The sequence below is a fragment of the Arthrobacter sp. CG_A4 genome (assembly GCF_035985125.1).
GTDB lineage: Bacteria > Actinomycetota > Actinomycetes > Actinomycetales > Micrococcaceae > Arthrobacter.
On the sequence record NZ_JAXCID010000004.1, the window covers coordinates 71,281 to 85,696 of the forward strand.

13 protein-coding genes are annotated in these 14,416 nt (G+C 68.2%); 2 read left to right on the top strand and 11 right to left on the bottom strand.

The features are described from left to right. Window positions 1-315 precede the first annotated feature (315 nt). The 5 genes from RCH07_RS03040 to RCH07_RS03055 all read right to left on the bottom strand — a co-directional run bounded on the left by RCH07_RS03040 (window position 316) and on the right by RCH07_RS03055 (window position 5,198). Entirely contained in the window at window positions 316-2,412 is a 2,097-nt protein-coding gene (locus tag RCH07_RS03040) for a PhoX family protein (RefSeq protein ID WP_326965991.1), read from the bottom strand. 171 nt (window positions 2,413-2,583) lie between these two features. Next, a complete protein-coding gene (locus RCH07_RS03045; RefSeq protein WP_326965992.1) occupies window positions 2,584-2,739 on the bottom strand; it encodes a hypothetical protein in 156 nt (51 codons plus the stop codon). Next, the gene (locus tag RCH07_RS03050) at window positions 2,740-3,510 is read right to left on the bottom strand and encodes a class E sortase (RefSeq protein WP_326966050.1); all 771 of its coding nucleotides are present in this window, start codon (window positions 3,508-3,510) and stop codon (window positions 2,740-2,742) included. Window positions 3,511-3,544: 34 nt separating this feature from the next. Next, complete coding sequence (locus RCH07_RS19245) at window positions 3,545-4,153, bottom strand: DUF6993 domain-containing protein (RefSeq protein WP_442784763.1); 609 nt, start codon at window positions 4,151-4,153, stop codon at window positions 3,545-3,547. 31 nt (window positions 4,154-4,184) lie between these two features. Next, entirely contained in the window at window positions 4,185-5,198 is a 1,014-nt protein-coding gene (locus RCH07_RS03055; RefSeq protein WP_326966051.1) for an o-succinylbenzoate synthase, read from the bottom strand. A gap of 551 nt (window positions 5,199-5,749) precedes the next feature. Between RCH07_RS03055 and RCH07_RS03060 the strand changes: the two genes are divergently transcribed. Then, on the top strand, window positions 5,750-6,748 hold the full coding sequence (locus tag RCH07_RS03060) for a phosphatase PAP2 family protein (protein ID WP_326965993.1): 999 nt from the start codon (window positions 5,750-5,752) through the stop codon (window positions 6,746-6,748). Window positions 6,749-6,812: 64 nt separating this feature from the next. Here the strand turns inward: RCH07_RS03060 and RCH07_RS03065 are convergent, their stop codons facing one another. From RCH07_RS03065 to RCH07_RS03080, 4 genes are all read right to left on the bottom strand, one after another. Continuing rightward, window positions 6,813-8,027 (bottom strand): MFS transporter, encoded by a 1,215-nt coding sequence (locus RCH07_RS03065; RefSeq protein WP_326965994.1) that lies wholly within the window; start codon window positions 8,025-8,027, stop codon window positions 6,813-6,815. A gap of 35 nt (window positions 8,028-8,062) precedes the next feature. Then, on the bottom strand, window positions 8,063-8,800 hold the full coding sequence (locus tag RCH07_RS03070) for a GAF and ANTAR domain-containing protein (RefSeq protein ID WP_326965995.1): 738 nt from the start codon (window positions 8,798-8,800) through the stop codon (window positions 8,063-8,065). 66 nt (window positions 8,801-8,866) lie between these two features. Continuing rightward, window positions 8,867-10,207: a MinD/ParA family ATP-binding protein gene (locus tag RCH07_RS03075; RefSeq protein ID WP_326965996.1), complete on the bottom strand. Its 1,341-nt coding sequence runs from the start codon at window positions 10,205-10,207 to the stop codon at window positions 8,867-8,869. Between the two features lie 193 nt (window positions 10,208-10,400). Then, window positions 10,401-12,107: an alkaline phosphatase D family protein gene (locus RCH07_RS03080; protein ID WP_326965997.1), complete on the bottom strand. Its 1,707-nt coding sequence runs from the start codon at window positions 12,105-12,107 to the stop codon at window positions 10,401-10,403. A 165-nt stretch (window positions 12,108-12,272) separates the two neighbouring features. On the opposite strand from RCH07_RS03080, the gene RCH07_RS03085 reads away from it, so the two are divergent. Beyond that, window positions 12,273-13,727 (top strand): APC family permease, encoded by a 1,455-nt coding sequence (locus RCH07_RS03085; protein WP_326965998.1) that lies wholly within the window; start codon window positions 12,273-12,275, stop codon window positions 13,725-13,727. A gap of 111 nt (window positions 13,728-13,838) precedes the next feature. On the opposite strand, the gene RCH07_RS03090 is transcribed toward RCH07_RS03085, so the two are convergent. After that, complete coding sequence (locus RCH07_RS03090) at window positions 13,839-14,198, bottom strand: ribbon-helix-helix protein, CopG family (RefSeq protein ID WP_326965999.1); 360 nt, start codon at window positions 14,196-14,198, stop codon at window positions 13,839-13,841. Then, window positions 14,195-14,362 carry a hypothetical protein gene (locus RCH07_RS03095; RefSeq protein WP_326966000.1) on the bottom strand — a complete coding sequence of 56 codons (168 nt, stop codon included), beginning with the start codon at window positions 14,360-14,362 and terminating at the stop codon, window positions 14,195-14,197. Before RCH07_RS03095 ends, RCH07_RS03090 begins: the two co-directional genes overlap by 4 nt. Between the last annotated feature and the right edge of the window lie 54 nt (window positions 14,363-14,416).

Consider the following 14,416-nt stretch of genomic DNA (forward strand, 5'->3'; position numbering starts at 1 on the left):
TGGTGACCTGGTTCGAGCTGGTCTACTCAACGCGGGTAGGAGATTTACGCGGAGTAAGCGGGTGCAGTGACGACTCTCTCCGGTACTCCTGAAACTATACCCCTAGGGGGTATCAGTCAAGTCCGCTCAGACTTGTGCGCACATACTCCCCAACATACGCTCCCTCATTTCCGGCCCCTGAACAGCAAACGCTCCCCCACATTCCGCCGTCGAAATGCGGAATGCGGAGGAGCGACGCCCCGGGAGAAGCAACGCGGGGTCACATCGCGCCCATAATGGCCCCCAACATGGGCCGGATGTGACCCCGCGTTGCTGTTAGTCGTCCGCGCGGTAGACCTGCACCACGGACGGACGCGGAGCGCGCGCCTGGCCCCGCTTCGGCGTCGTGCCGGCCCCGACGTAGTCCGGGAAGAAGGACAGCTGCGCATCAAAGGTGCCATCCTCGCCCGGGTGCTGCACGGAGACGAACACGGTGCGTTCCTCGTCGTGGATGATGGGCCCGCAGGTTTCGCCGTCGCGCGGGACGGCAAGGAACTGCTCCACCCGGCCGCGCTCGGCGCCGTCGAGCGTGACCTTGAACAGGCCGTCGGCCTTGCCGATGCCGGAGGGGGCGCCGTCGGTGGAGATCCAGAGGTTGCCCACCGAGTCGAACGCCAGGTTGTCCGGGCAGGAGATGGGCGAGACCTTGTCCACCGGGAAACCGGAGAAGTAGGTGACGTCGCCCTGGGCGGGGTCGCCGCAGACCATCAGCAGGTTCCAGCGGAACGCCGTGGCGGTCTGGTCGCCGGTCTCGGTGATTTCCACGATGTGGCCGTCGCGGTTGGCGTTGCGGGGGTTGACCTCGGTGGCGCCTTCCTTGCCGGGCTTGCCGCGGTCCGAGTTGTTGGTGCAGGCCACGTAGACCTTGCCCGTGTGCAGGCTGGGCTCGACGTCCTCGCAGCGGTCCATCTTGGTGGGGCCCACCTTGTCCGCGGCCAGCCGGGTGTACACGAGTACTTCTTCGACGGACATGCCTGCGACGGCGGACTTGCCGCCGACGACGAGCGGCAGCCATTCGCCGGAGCCGTCAAACCCGCCGTCGGAGGGCAGCGTGCCCTTGCCGTCGATCTCGGCCGCCGGGGAGTTCCCGGTGAACTTGGCGACGTAGAGATCCCCCGCGGACAGCAGGGTCATGTTGTGTTTGCGGTCGCCGGCTGTTGTTCCGGGACGGTACTTCTCTGCCGAGACGAACTTGTAGAGGTAGTCGAACCGCTCGTCGTCGCCGGAGTATGCCACCACGTGCCCGGACTCGGCCACGATCACGTTGGCGCCCTCGTGCTTGAAGCGGCCCAGGGAGGAGTGCTTCTTCGGCGTGGACTTGGGATCGAAGGGATCGACTTCCACGATCCAGCCGAAGCGGTTCGCCTCGTTCTCATACCCCGGGTTGCGGGTGTCGAACCGCGGATCGTCCAACTCCCACTTGCGGGCCGTCGCCTTCGAGGTCAGGCCGTAGCGCTTGTCACCGGCGGAAGTGCCCGGCGAGACGAAGTAGCCGTTGAAGTTCTCCTCGCCGGAGAGGATGGTGCCCCACGGGGTGGTGCCGCCGGCGCAGTTGCCGAGGGTGCCCAGAATGGTGCGGCCGGCCGGATCCGCCTTCGTCCGGACCAGCGGCGAGCCGGCCGCCGGGCCGGTCAGTTCGTACGCGGTGTTGTTCAGGTAGCGGCGGTTGAGCTTCGCGCCCCGCACGTACGCCCACGGCTTGTTCTTGTTCTTGCGTTCCAGCTCCACAACAGAGAGCCCGTGGGCGGCGGCGCCGATCGCGCGGACCTCCTCGGCGGGCATCGTGGCCGGGAACATGATGCTCTCGTTGGTGTATTCGTGGTTGGCGAACAGCACCGCGCGGCGGCCCTGGCTGCCGGGGAGTTCGAGGATGTCCGTGTAGTCGTTGTTGTAGCCGAACTGTCCGGCCTGGGCCGCGGCGGTCTGGCGCTGGAGGTCGAAGTCCGGTGTGTCCTTGAACAGCGGGTCGCCCCAGCGGATGACCGGCTGCCAGGTGAAGCCTTCCGGAACAGTGACGGCGTCGACGGCGGCGTCAACCGGCGCGATGGCGGTGAACTTGAGCCTGGACTTTCCGTAGCCGTTCTTGGCTGCCGGGGCGAGGCCCGGGCCGCCGTCGGCCACCGCAGACTCAGCGGAAGTCAGTGCTCCGCCGAACGCGACGGCGAGCGCGCCGGCGGCGCCGAAGCCCAGCGCCGCGCGGCGGGACATGGTGGCGGAGGCGATGTCGCGGAAGTAGCTGTTGGAGCTGGTGTTGCAGACCTCGCCGGAGCAGGCGTTGTCGCATTTCAGCGCGCAGGTGACGGCGCTGCGCTTGCCTTTGGTGTGGCCGAGCATCGGGAGCAGGGAAAACGTGCGTCCGGAAGAAACAGACATGGGGAGACCTTCCAAGGAGTGGACTGCGATCGTGCCCACCCTGTCAGCCGCGGACCACGCGGAGCCGTCTCCCCGGTGAAGTTCCGGTGAACTCGATGGTTTGGCCCGTGGCCAAGACGGCCAGCACGGCGGCCCCCGACGAAGCAGACCCCGTCGAAACCGGCCCCGCCTTTACCCCACCGTGTTTCCGTTCAGTTGGGTCACGTGGGCCACCCACGGAAAGACGAACTCGACCAGCGCCACCACCACGGCCGCGAGCAGCACCAGGGAAACGGCCGCCCGCAGCCAGAGGGGCCCGGGGAGCTGCCGGAATAGCCATGCATACATCTATTTGCCCTGTCCTTGTAGCTCAGCGAGCTGTTTTGCAATAGCTGCCGGCGGCCCGGCGCTGAGCGGCTGCCACGATTCGAAAACGGAATACGCGATGATGCGCTCCTCAGAGCCGAATCGCGGATTGCAGCTTGTCATGGTCATGATCCTGCTTGCCGGTTTGGCGTTCGGCTCGCCGGGCACCGGCAACAACACGTCCGTCCGGTCCGGCAGGACGATCTCCCCGTTGCGGTACACGTAGGTGTAGAAGGCGTCGGCTGTCTGAACATAGATCTTGTCCCCAGGCACCAGGGTGTGGATCTCGTCGAGAACGGCTCCGTGCGTCTGGCGGTGACCTGCAACCACAAAGTTCCCCAGCTCGCCCGGCATGGCGGTGCCCTCATAGTGGCCCAGCCCCAGGGTATCCAGGACCTCCTGGCTGGTGCCCTGAACGATCGGTCTGCTGTAATCCGCCCCGAACCTCGGAATATATACGACGGCGATCGCCTGTCCACGGCCTGGCGCCTTTCCCACCGGAGGAGCCGAGCCCGCCGCCTCCGGGCCACCAGTTGGCGCAGGCAGGCTACCCGCTGCGGGAGCCGCTGGTGCAGGAACGGAATTCTGCTGGATGAACTGCTTCACGGCGGCAGCCTGACCCGCATCGGCCTCCACATTGGTCCACCACAGTGCCCACGCGACGAAGAGCAGTGCAATGACACCCGCGGTCATCAGGAGTTCGCCCGCCACCTGGAAAAGCAGCAGCCCCGGGCTGCGCCGCGCCGGGTTCACACGGACGGGAACCCCGGCTCCGCAGTCCAGCCGGCTACTTGTCGGTACTGCCAACGAAGCACCTCCCGTTCCAGAGGACCGGCAGCACGGACAATTCCAGCCTTCCGCCGCGCAGTTGCGCCATCACGCAATGCTCGCCACTCAGGACTCCGGCCTCCACGGCTTCCACGGCCAACCCCGTCGGCGTCCGCGAAGCTGAGACCTCAACGGCCTCCGCCCCGAACCCGGCTGTGGCAAGGGCCGCCCGGATCTGCTCCCGACTCGCTTCCGGAGCGGAAGCAGCCACGGGCCCAAGGGCCGCTTGCACTTTCTGTCGAGCATCTGACGCCGCAACGCTCGACGGCGCCGCCCCAGCCGCAGCGCTCGACGGCGCCGCCCCAGCCGCAGCGCTCGACGGCGCCGCCCCAGCCGCAGCGCTCGACGGCGAGTCCGCGGCAGCGCTCGACGGCGACTCCGCGGCAGCACCCGAGGGCGCACCTGCGGCAGTGGGCCCCGGCTCGGACGCCGCAGCGTCGGGGGACGCCGGTCCGGGTGCAGCAGAACATCCGGACGCGCTGAGCAGCAACGTCAGCGTCACCGCCAGCAAGCCAGGTCTGCACCGGCGGACGCGCACGCGGAATCGGACGGGCGTGGGATGGGTCATCGGAACATCTTGCCATGCCGGCCGACCCCGCCTACGCCGACCCTCCCCCGCCGGAAGCCAGCACCGCGTGGACCCGGCGCAGCCGGTCCAGCCACCAGTCCCGGCGCTCCGGCGCGGCGGCGTGCGCTGCCAGCAGTTCCGGGTCGGCGGCGACCTCGCGGAGCCGGATGACGCCGTCGTCCGGGACCAGTGAATCCCGGGTGACATCTGCGGCGAGCAGGGACACTGTCCCCAACCCGCAGGCGTACGGCAGTTCGGGCAGGGCGGCGGCGAGCGCGAGCCCGGCGCGGATCCCCACGGAGGTGTCCAGCGCCGAGCTGACGACGGCGGGGAGTCCGGCCTGCGCCACGATGGCGAGGGCGCGGCGCACTCCCCCGAGCGGCGCCACCTTCACCACGATCAGGTCCGCGGCGCCGGAGCGGGCCACCTTGAGCGGGTCCTCCTCTTTGCGCACGCTCTCGTCAGCGGCGATCAGCACCGGGACGCCGGAGGCCCGCAGCCGGCGGCGCACCTCGGCGAGGCCGGCGATGTCAGGCACCGGCTGTTCGGCGTATTCCAGTCCGACGGCGGCGAGCCGGGTCAGTGCCTCGACGGCGGTTGCCACGTCCCAGCCGCCGTTAGCGTCCACCCGTATTGCGGCGTCCGGGAGGGCTTCGCGGACCGCGGCCACCCGTGCGGCGTCGTCGTCAAGGCTCTGGCCGCGCTCGGCCACTTTGACCTTGACGGCGTCCACCCGGCCGAAGCGGGCCAGGATTTCCGGCACCCGGTCCGCGGCGATGGCGGGGACCGTGGCGTTCACCGGGATGCTGTTCCGCTGCGGCTCGGGGAACCCCTGCCAGCCGGCCTCGATCCCGGCGGCGAGCCAGCGGGACGCTTCGGCGTCGCCATACTCGGGGAAGGGGGAGAATTCGCCCCAGCCCAGTGGGCCGCGGATCAGCAGGGCCTCGCGCTGGACAATGCCGCGGAATTTCACCCGCATCGGCAGGCTCACCACGTGGGCGACGGCGAGGAGTTCTGCCAGGTCAGGGAACTGCAGGTCAGGGATCTGCAGGTCCGGGAGCCGCAGCTCCGGGAGCTGCCCGGCAGGGTGTGCCGCAGGATGCCCCGCAGGACGTGCCGCAGGGTGGTGGGGAAGGCCTCCGGACGGGTCCGCGGACGGCGGGACCGGGTTGCTGAGCATGGATTTACTGTACCCGGGCGGCAGACCGGGCCCGGAAACCGGACCTTGGGCAGGCAACCCTCGGGCAAGCAACCTGGGCGGGAATCGGGCGCATTGACGGGCCGGCGTTGACTGGGGGTGAGTCCCTGGTCCAGGCAACTCGTCTTCGCCGGCCCTGCTCAATGAGCACCATCCGGCAGATTACCCAACCGGCAATCCCGAGTCTAGGAAGCTGCCTCCGGGCGGACAAGAGTACCGGCTACCTGCTTTTGCACAGCCGCCTACCCCTCGCTGGCCAACCCTCAATGGCCAACGCTCACTGGCCAACCCTCGCCGCGTACCCGTCGCCGGGATCGGACGATTGGCCACGGTGTCCATAATCGCACCCCGCCCCGCCGTTCAGGCGGTGTGCAGGGTTCTGTGGGAACCTGATAGCGATGAGTTTTGGGCAGGAAAGCACCAGCAAGCAAGCGTCTGCGGGGTACCCGCAGCCGCAGCAACGCCGTGCCCCGGTAGGCCCGGCCCCGGTAGGCCCGCCCGGCGCTCCGGGTAAGGGCACCGCCAGTGCTCCGGGCAAGGGCACCGGCCTGTTGTTTCTGCTGGCCACGCTCGCCTGCCTGGCCGCGCTCGCCGCAACGTATTTCTTCTTCGTCCGCACCACCACCGGCCAGTTCATCGACGAATCGGCACTGGTCGAAGCCGTCGAAATGCACGGTACGGCCGGCAAGGCTGCCAACAGGCTCCTGGACTTACTGCCGGCTGTGTCCGTGCTGATCGCCAGCGTGGTGGTCCTCTTCGTCACGGTGATGCGTCGGCGCTGGGCGGCGGCCGGGATCGCCGTCGCGGCCTGTGTGGGCGCCAACCTGGCGACCCAGATCATCAAGGATCTGGTCCCCGTCCGGCCGGACCGCGGGATCGAGACCCTGGAGCTGAATTCCCTACCCTCCGGGCACACCACGATGGCAGCGTCCGCCGCGGCCGCCGTGTTCCTGATGGTCTCGCCGCGATGGCGGCCGCTGGCAGGATTCCTTGGCGGCACTTTCACCGTCGCCACCGGGCTGTCCACCCTCATCAACCAGTGGCACCGGCCCGCCGACGTCGTCGCGGCCATCCTCGTGGTGGCGGCGTTTATGCTCCCGGCCGGCTGGCTGATCATCCGCACGGGACCGCGCTGGAACGTCTGGGACGGCTACGGCGAGCATTGGGCGGCCTCGCGGCTGTGGCTTGCGCTTCCGGTGCTGGCGGGGCTGGCCTCGGCCGGGGTGGCCAGCTTCTCGCTGCTGAAGATCGCGCCCGGCCCGGGACAGGAGGGCAGCACCACCAACTATTTCTGGGCCGGAACCTCGCTGATCGTCATCGCAGGCTACCTCGCCACGGTGGCCGGCATCTGGCTGTTCGGGCATGCAGCACGACGGCGGAGCGCGCCGCGGCGCTAAACCGGAGCGCCCCGCGCCGCTGCTGTGGAACCCGCGGCGAGGGCGCCGGAGCACCCAGGAACCCTCAGTAATTCCGGCGGTGCTTGAGCCGGGGAATGGTGACGGCAAAGACGGCGGCGGCAGCGAAGCCCAGCACGCCGGTTGCTCCCACACCGGCCCCGAGTGAGGCTACGGCGGTCACGCCGGAGAGCAGCACGGGACCGCCGGTGGCGCCGGCGTCGGCCATAAACCGCCAGATGCCGAGGAACTGGCCGCGGCCGTTGTCGGGCGAGAAGTCGGCGCCGAGGGTCATGTTCAGGCCGGAACTGATGCCGTTGCCGAAGCCGATCAGGAGCGCGCCGAGCAGCAGGCCCACAAAGCCGGTGCTGAGCGGGATGAGCAGCATGGCGGTTCCCATGATGAGGGTCGACGGCACTGCCACCCACTGCCTGCCCCTGCGGTCCATCAGCTTGCCGGCCGGATAGAACACCAGCATGTCGATTGCCCCGGAAAGCCCGTAGATGAGCGACGCCTGGGTGGCGTCCATGCCCAGGTGCTCGGCCCACAGCGGGATCACCACCTGGCGGGAGGCGCGCAGCGCACTGAGCAGCAGCACCCCCACCCCGACCGATAGGAACACTCCGGCGTGGGAGACGGCGACGCTGCGCAGCGTCGCCTGCGGCACCGGAACGCCGCCCGCCGGTACAGGCTTGGCGACGAGGTCCGGGATGGTCACGGAAAGGGCCGCGGCAGCAGCCATCGCGACGACGCCGGTCCAGTAGGCACCCGTGATGCCGGCGAACTGCATCACGGCGGCGCCGATGAAGGGGCCGATGAAGATGCCGATCCGGTTGACGCCGCCGAGGGTGGACAGCGCCCGGGCCCGGAGTATCACCGGGACGGCCTCGGTCAGGTACTTTTGCCGCGCGAGGCTGAAAACGCTGGCGGCCATCCCCACCACCAGCATCGCCAGGGCAAGAAGCCAGAGTCCGGCCGGGACCTGCGGGGATATTGCCGCAGCGGCCAGGGCGACGGCACTGGCAGCGGCGGCGCCGACAATCGCCCAGCGTTCGCCGAACTTCAGGGTGATGAGCGAGGCGGGGAGGTTGAAGAGCCAGGAGCCGAGCCCGATCAGCGTCACCACCAGGGCGGCGACGGCCACCGAGGCGCCCAGGTCCCGGGCGGACAGGGCCACCACCGGGAGGATCGCGCCCTCACCGATGCTGAACAACAGGGCCGGGCCGAAGGCGGGGACGGCGATGCTGCGGAGACTGAACGGAGTGTGGCTGGTGGCGGTCATCCCCTTCATCCTAGGGCGGCGGCGCGCCGGGGAGCTCAATCGTCGAAGTGCGTGCGGACCTCCTCGCCGGGGAGGTTCCGCAGGATTTCCGCGGCCACATCGCGGAGTTTCTGGTTCCGGTTGCTGGAGACCCTGGTGAGGATGGTCATGGCTTCCTTCTGGGAGCAGCGGTTCTGGGCCATGACGATGCCGCACGCCACGTCGATGGACGTGCGGCGCTCCATGGCGGCCAGCAGGTCCTCGGCGCGGGACTGGGCGGTCCCGATCCGGACGGCCAGGCGCAGGGCGCCGCCGGCGAGGTCCGCAAAGCCCTCGGCCTCGGCAATGATCTCGTTGATGAAGAGTCCCGTATCCGAGCCGAAGAAGTTCAGGGCGGCGACCGCTTCCTCGCCGATCTCCAGCGGAATGCCGAGGGTGCTGCGGCAGCCCTGGGCCGCGAGCTGCAGCTGATAGTCCGGCCAGCGCGGATCGGTGGTGACGTCGGCCAGCAGCACCACGGATTTGGTGCGCAGCGCCTCGATGCAGGGCCCGTGGCCGATGCTCTGCTCGAGGCGGTCGAGCAGGACGGCCCGGGCGCTGCTGCCTGCCACCGTCATGGTCCGCTTCCGCCGTTGCAGCGTCACGCCGCACTCGATCTCGGTGCCGACCGAACGGGTGAGCGTGGCTGCGGAGAATTCAGAGAGCCGGCCGAGGAAGTCCTCGACGTTCTCCGTGTCCAGGAGGAGGTCCTGAAGCTGCAGGGCGGCTTCGTCACCCGCGTAGTTACTGGTCATCTATAGATGTTAGCCGGGTCCCGGCGCGGCTCACTGGGGAGCCATTCAGCCGCCGAGGGTAGCGCCCTAGACGTACCCGTCCACGATCGCGGCCGCGATTTCCCGGTACGCGCGCCGCGTTTCCGGGCGGAGCACGTCCAGGGTGACCAGATCGCCGTCGGCCACCCCGCGGTCGTGCGGGACGGCGATCAGCTGCCGGCAGATGCCGGCCAGGTGGTCCTCAATGGCGTCCTTGTCCACCCGCGAGGAGACCTCGTCCTTGTCGGTGATGACCACGACGGCGTTGCGCGCCAGGTCCTCGTAGCCGTGGCCGGCCAGCCAGTGCAGGGTGCTGCGGGCGCGCTTGGCGCCGCTGACGGCGTAGCCCGCCGCGATGATCAGGTTGTCCGCGGACTGCAGGATCCCGCTCATGGCGTTGTGCGTGACCCCGGTCCCGCAGTCCGTGAGCGCCACCGAATAGTAGCCGGAGATGAGTTCGCGGATCCGCAGGTACTCCTCGGCCGTCAGGGAGTCCGAGACCTCGGGATCCTGTTCGCCGGCGATCAGGTGGAGCCGGCCGGCGTGGTGCATGTAGCGGGCCAGGGCGGTGAGGGAAGTGACGGATTCGACGTTGTTGAGCAGATCCGTGATGGTGCGCGGGCTCTGCTGCTGGTAGATTCCCTCGCCGAGGGCGCGCTCCACGAGGTCGCCGGAATCGGGGTTGGCGTCAATCGCGCACGGCGGATCCCCGCGGAACTCAGCCAGCGTCAGCCCGACGCCGACTGTGGTGGACGTTTTGCCGATCCCGCCCTTGAGGCTCAGCACGGCGGTGTTGTAGCTGCCCTGGAGCTGGCGCGAGATGCGCCGGGCGAGTTCGTCCTCCTCGCGCTGCCGGGTGCTCGGGCCGAGGTTCAGCCCGCCGCCGGTCATTGTGAACAGCGCGCCGCGGAGGCCGCCCACCGGCCGGGGCTTCTGTTCGCGGACGAAGAGGCCGGGCGAGCTGATGAAGTCCGGAGCCGGGGAGGCCAGGGCCGCTGCCCGGCTGGCCGAGCGGGTGGACCGGGTGGGCAGCGCCGGCACGGAGGGCGCACTATCCGGGGCCGCAGGCACGGCCGCACGCGGGGGAAGCGGCGGGATTGACTCTATGGGAGGTACTGCCAGGGGGGACCGGCCTGGCGCCGTGCGGCCCGGCGCCGTGGGGTCGTCGTGCGCGGGGGCATCCGCCGCGGCGGCCGCCTCGGCCCAGGAGCCGCTCCGCACCGGACGCGGCGGCGTGCGGTTGTCGATGTCCTCGGGACTGATGATCGGCATGGTTCCTGTCCGGGCGTCGGCGTCCTCGCTGCGGCGGCGGTCGCGCCGGCTCAGGAGTTCCGGTTGGTCTGCCTCCACGGCAGCGTCGGCTGTGTTGTTGTCCGCCGGTTCGGGCATGATTGTTCCCCTAGGACTCACAGCGCAGACCGCTGCGGTGCTCGTTTGAATTGGTCCAAACAGCAATTCTAGGCGCAGGCACCGCCGTCGGCCGACCAGCCCGTGCAAACGCGCGCGGATCCGGCTGCCGATTCAGCGCCGCAGATTCCGCTGGGCCGCGGCGCGCAGAGTAAAGAACCTCCGGAGGCGGCTGCTATTCGTCCTTCTGCGCTGCTGCGTCGGAGCTCACGCCGGGCTTGACTGCGGCCCGGGGTGCGACCGTGACAGAGGCCACGCGTTCCGTACCCGGGTTCAAATGGTCACCGTTGTTCACCACGCCCGTCTGCCACCACAGTTTCAGCCCCTCCGGCGCCACCTCGAGGAAGGCCAGATTATTGTCGAACCACGGCCCCCGGATGCCTTTCCAACGGAACGGCGGATCCGGAACCTTCGCGGAGCGTGCGGCCAGGGCACCTGCTGCCGCCCCCAGGCCGTAGGACAGGACGGCCGACAGAGACCTCATTATCCGTGGCAGCGGGTTGCGGATCGGGGAGCAGACTGCCTGCACGATCCGGCTGCCCGAGGAGCGTTCCACCTCCGCAACGTAGGAGAAATGGACGTCTCCGGAGAGGAACGTGACGGTTTCCGGCGCCGGTCCACGGTTGCCGTCGGCGACGTCGGCCGCCATGGCCGCCACTTTCTGGAAACTCTGCTGGAAGGCGCCCCAATGTTCCAGGTCCAGCGCCTGGCGCAGCTTCTCCGCGGCCCTGGCGGGCAGTTTCCCCCAGGCGCCTTCGGACACTGCCTCATCCCAGGCCTCAACGTGGTGCAGGCCCATGGGCAGCAGGAACGGCAGCGACGTCGCCACCAGCAGATGACGGACACCGCCGCGCATCCGCCCGTCGAGCCAGGCCATCTCCGCGTCGTCGAGCAGGGCGCGGTCTGCCGGCGCCAGGTTCCGGGCGGCGCGGGAATCCACCACGATCAGCCGGGTGTCCCCGAAGTCCCTGCAGAAGCTCCACCGGTAGGAGGTGGGGTCCTGGTCCGCCCGTTCCGCGAAGCTGTCCAGTTCCGCGGTCAGGTCCGGCTCCGTTTCCCCGGTGTGCCCGGCAATCCGCTGCCAGAGGGGATCCTCGGCGCGTTCCTGCGGTGAGAGGTTCCCCAGATGCTGGTAGACCCAGTAGGAGGCCAGTCCCGCGACGATCCGTTCATGCCACCAGGAGGTGGCCTCCATGCCCTTTTTCCAGGTCAGCGAGGAGTTCCAGTCGTCGCGGATGTCATGGTCGTCAAAGATCATGGCGCTGGGCAGGGTGGACAGCAGCCACCTGTTCGCGGGGTCCGACCATGCCAGGGAGTAGAGGTGGGCGTACTCCTCATAGTCCTGGAGCTCCTCGCCCGGCGGCTCGTTGATGTCCCGGCGGGCGCGGATGAACTGCTGCATCTGCTCGCTGGTTAAGTCGGCGTACACCTGGTCCCCGAGGAAGGACACCAGATCCGGCCAGGCCTGGCCGTTGCCTGAGGCCATCTCCAGCGCGTAGGCACGCAGCGCGTCGACGCCGTGGGTGCGGTTGCCCGCTTCATCGTGCGGGACACTGGTGCGGCAGGAGCCGAAAGCCATCCGTAGCGGCTTACCGGGCTTCAGCGTGGGGATCACCGGCGGCGGGAACCCGGACGCGGGGTCGGGCCACACCTGCGATCCGTTGACCGCCAGGGTGTAGGGCGTGACCGTTCCAGGCTCCAACCCGTCTACCTCCACCAGCGCGTAGTGATGCCCGTGCACCGCAAATGTCCGTCCCACCCAGTCCCGGCCTCCGGCCCGGACCGAGACCCGCGCCTGCGCCCGGGTCTCCACCCAGATACTGGCCGAGGTCTCATCGACGTACCGCATCATGGGACCGAGCACTAGGGGTGAAATAGTCATCACTTAGTTGTACCCGCTCCGGCACGGGTACGGCCATGGCCGGGCGGAAAAGCATGCGGCCGGTCGTTGCCAAAAATGACCGCGAGGGCCAAAGTGAAGGTGTCCGCCGTGGCCAGAGTCCGGCAACGGTTGTTCATGGTCGGTGTGCGCGCTGTGGAGGTCGTCATGAGCAGGACTTCTGAAGAAGAGTTGGACGGGGCTCCCGACGGCGGGGAGCCGCAACTCAAACGGGTGCTTGGGCCAAAGCTCCTGCTGCTGTTCATCGTCGGGGACATCCTCGGTGCCGGGGTCTATGCCGTCACCGGAACCATGGCGGGAACGGTCGGCGGCATCGTCTGGCTACCGTTCCTGCTCGCCTTCATCGTCGCGACGATGACCGCGTTCTCCTACCTCGAGCTGGTTACTCAATACCCCCAGGCGGCGGGGGCTGCGCTCTACACCCACAGGGCGTTCGGCATTCACTTTGTGACCTTCCTGGTCGCGTTTGCCGTTGTCTGCTCCGGCGTTACCAGCGCCTCCACGTCCGCGAACGTCCTGGCCCAGAACTTTTTCGGCGGCCTGAAGATCAACGGCTGGATGGACGTCCCCGCCCAGGGCGTGATCACTGCGGTGGCTATGGGGTTCATGCTCCTGCTGGCCGCGATCAACCTGCGCGGGGTAGGCGAAAGCGTTAAGTTCAACGTGGTGCTCACCCTCGTGGAGATGACAGCCCTGTGCATCGTCATCGGCGTCGGCTTCTACGTCATGACGCAGGGCACCGGGAACGCCGGGGAAATCTTCGTCTTCAACGACTACCAGGACAAGGGCCTGTTCCTGGCCGTCACCGCGGCGACGTCCATCGCCTTCTTCGCCATGGTGGGCTTCGAGGACTCGGTGAACATGGTGGAGGAGACGCAGAACCCCGAGAAGATCTTCCCGCGGGCGATGTTGACCGGTCTGGGCATCGCAGTGCTCCTCTACATGCTGGTGGCCGTCTCCGTGGTCAGCGTGCTCACGCCCACCGAGCTGGAAAACATCAGGGAGGCCGAGGGCGCTGCCCTCCTGGAGGTGGTGCACAAGGGATCACCGGACTTCCCGATCGACCGGATCTTCCCGTTCCTGGCAGTCTTCGCCGTTGCCAATACCGCGCTAATCAACATGTTGATGGCCAGCCGGCTGATCTACGGGATGGCCCGCCAGGACGTCCTGCCGCGGCCGCTGGGGAAGGTACTGCCGGGGCGCCGGACGCCGTGGGCCGGCATCGCGTTCTCCACCGCCCTGGCGCTGGGACTGATCCTGTATGTCACCAGCGACCCGGACAGCAACGTCGTCGCCAATCTTTCCGGCACGACGGCGTTTCTGCTGCTTTGTGTGTTCACCGTGGTGAACGTGGCCTGCGTGGTGCTCCGCCGCCAGCGGGACCCCCACCGGAAGGTGTTCTTCACCTCCCCCGGGCAGCTTCCGCTCGTGGCGGCCCTGCTCTGCGCTTTCCTCGCCGGTCCCTGGGTGGGCCGCAACATCATCCAGTACCAGATTGCCGGCGGCCTGATGGCAATCGGCGTCGTGCTGTGGTTCGTCACCTGGTTGATCAACAGGAGGACTAACACGCGGCCGGATCAGCCCGCTGGCCGGCGGCGCTAGCGGTCATTTTTGTTAGTTTTTCGGGGACAAAGCGTCCTCTTGGGCCCTCGCTTGTTTCCTGCGGCTCGGCGGTTACAACAAACTCCTACCGGACCGCCCCTCCTTGGTCGGTCAGGAGGCTTTGGCGAGGTATTCGGCCAGGGCATCACGAAGGATGGCGGAGGGTTTCCGGTGTTCCAATTCCGCACGTGCGACCAGCTGGGCATCCATGTCCTCGGGCAGTCTCAGGGAACGTGACGGTGATGTTCCCTTGGCGCTGAGTGAGGGTTTTCCGACGGCGCGCCTGACTGCTTCCGGAGAACCCAGGGCAGCTTCCAGCAGAGCTCGACCGGCCCCGGGGCCCTGGGCTTTAGTGATGCGGGCTTCCGGCCCGATATCGGCGGTCTCTGCCCAGCTGGCGAGTTCCGCGTAGCGGGCCTGTTCCTCGGCATCGAGCCCGTGGCCGCCCTTGGCCTTCTTCATTGCATTCATTTGTCTGTTTCCCTCTCTGCGATGTCCAGAATTTTCCGCCGGGCTTCCATCACGTGGAAGACCAGGATGTCGTTCGGGGGTGTGATGACGGCCATGACTTCAAGGATTGAGCGCCGGTCCCGGCTGGGGCCGATAAACAGGTCCGGGCGGATGCTCGAATCCATACGGGGTTCATCGAATTGCCGGACATGGTAGATCAGATTCAGAATCGCATTCAG

Excerpts from the sequence above, each read along its gene's own strand:
- RCH07_RS03040 (WP_326965991.1), bottom strand. The coding sequence starts at position 2,412 with ATGTCTGTTTCTTCCGGACGCACGTTTTCCCTGCTCCCGATGCTCGGC.
- RCH07_RS03045 (WP_326965992.1), bottom strand. The coding sequence starts at position 2,739 with ATGTATGCATGGCTATTCCGGCAGCTCCCCGGGCCCCTCTGGCTGCGG.
- RCH07_RS19245 (WP_442784763.1), bottom strand. The coding sequence starts at position 4,153 with ATGACCCATCCCACGCCCGTCCGATTCCGCGTGCGCGTCCGCCGGTGC.
- RCH07_RS03060 (WP_326965993.1), top strand. The coding sequence starts at position 5,750 with ATGAGTTTTGGGCAGGAAAGCACCAGCAAGCAAGCGTCTGCGGGGTAC.
- RCH07_RS03065 (WP_326965994.1), bottom strand. The coding sequence starts at position 8,027 with ATGACCGCCACCAGCCACACTCCGTTCAGTCTCCGCAGCATCGCCGTC.
- RCH07_RS03070 (WP_326965995.1), bottom strand. The coding sequence starts at position 8,800 with ATGACCAGTAACTACGCGGGTGACGAAGCCGCCCTGCAGCTTCAGGAC.
- RCH07_RS03075 (WP_326965996.1), bottom strand. The coding sequence starts at position 10,207 with ATGCCCGAACCGGCGGACAACAACACAGCCGACGCTGCCGTGGAGGCA.
- RCH07_RS03080 (WP_326965997.1), bottom strand. The coding sequence starts at position 12,107 with ATGACTATTTCACCCCTAGTGCTCGGTCCCATGATGCGGTACGTCGAT.
- RCH07_RS03085 (WP_326965998.1), top strand. The coding sequence starts at position 12,273 with ATGAGCAGGACTTCTGAAGAAGAGTTGGACGGGGCTCCCGACGGCGGG.
- RCH07_RS03090 (WP_326965999.1), bottom strand. The coding sequence starts at position 14,198 with ATGAATGCAATGAAGAAGGCCAAGGGCGGCCACGGGCTCGATGCCGAG.
- RCH07_RS03095 (WP_326966000.1), bottom strand. The coding sequence starts at position 14,362 with ATGGATTCGAGCATCCGCCCGGACCTGTTTATCGGCCCCAGCCGGGAC.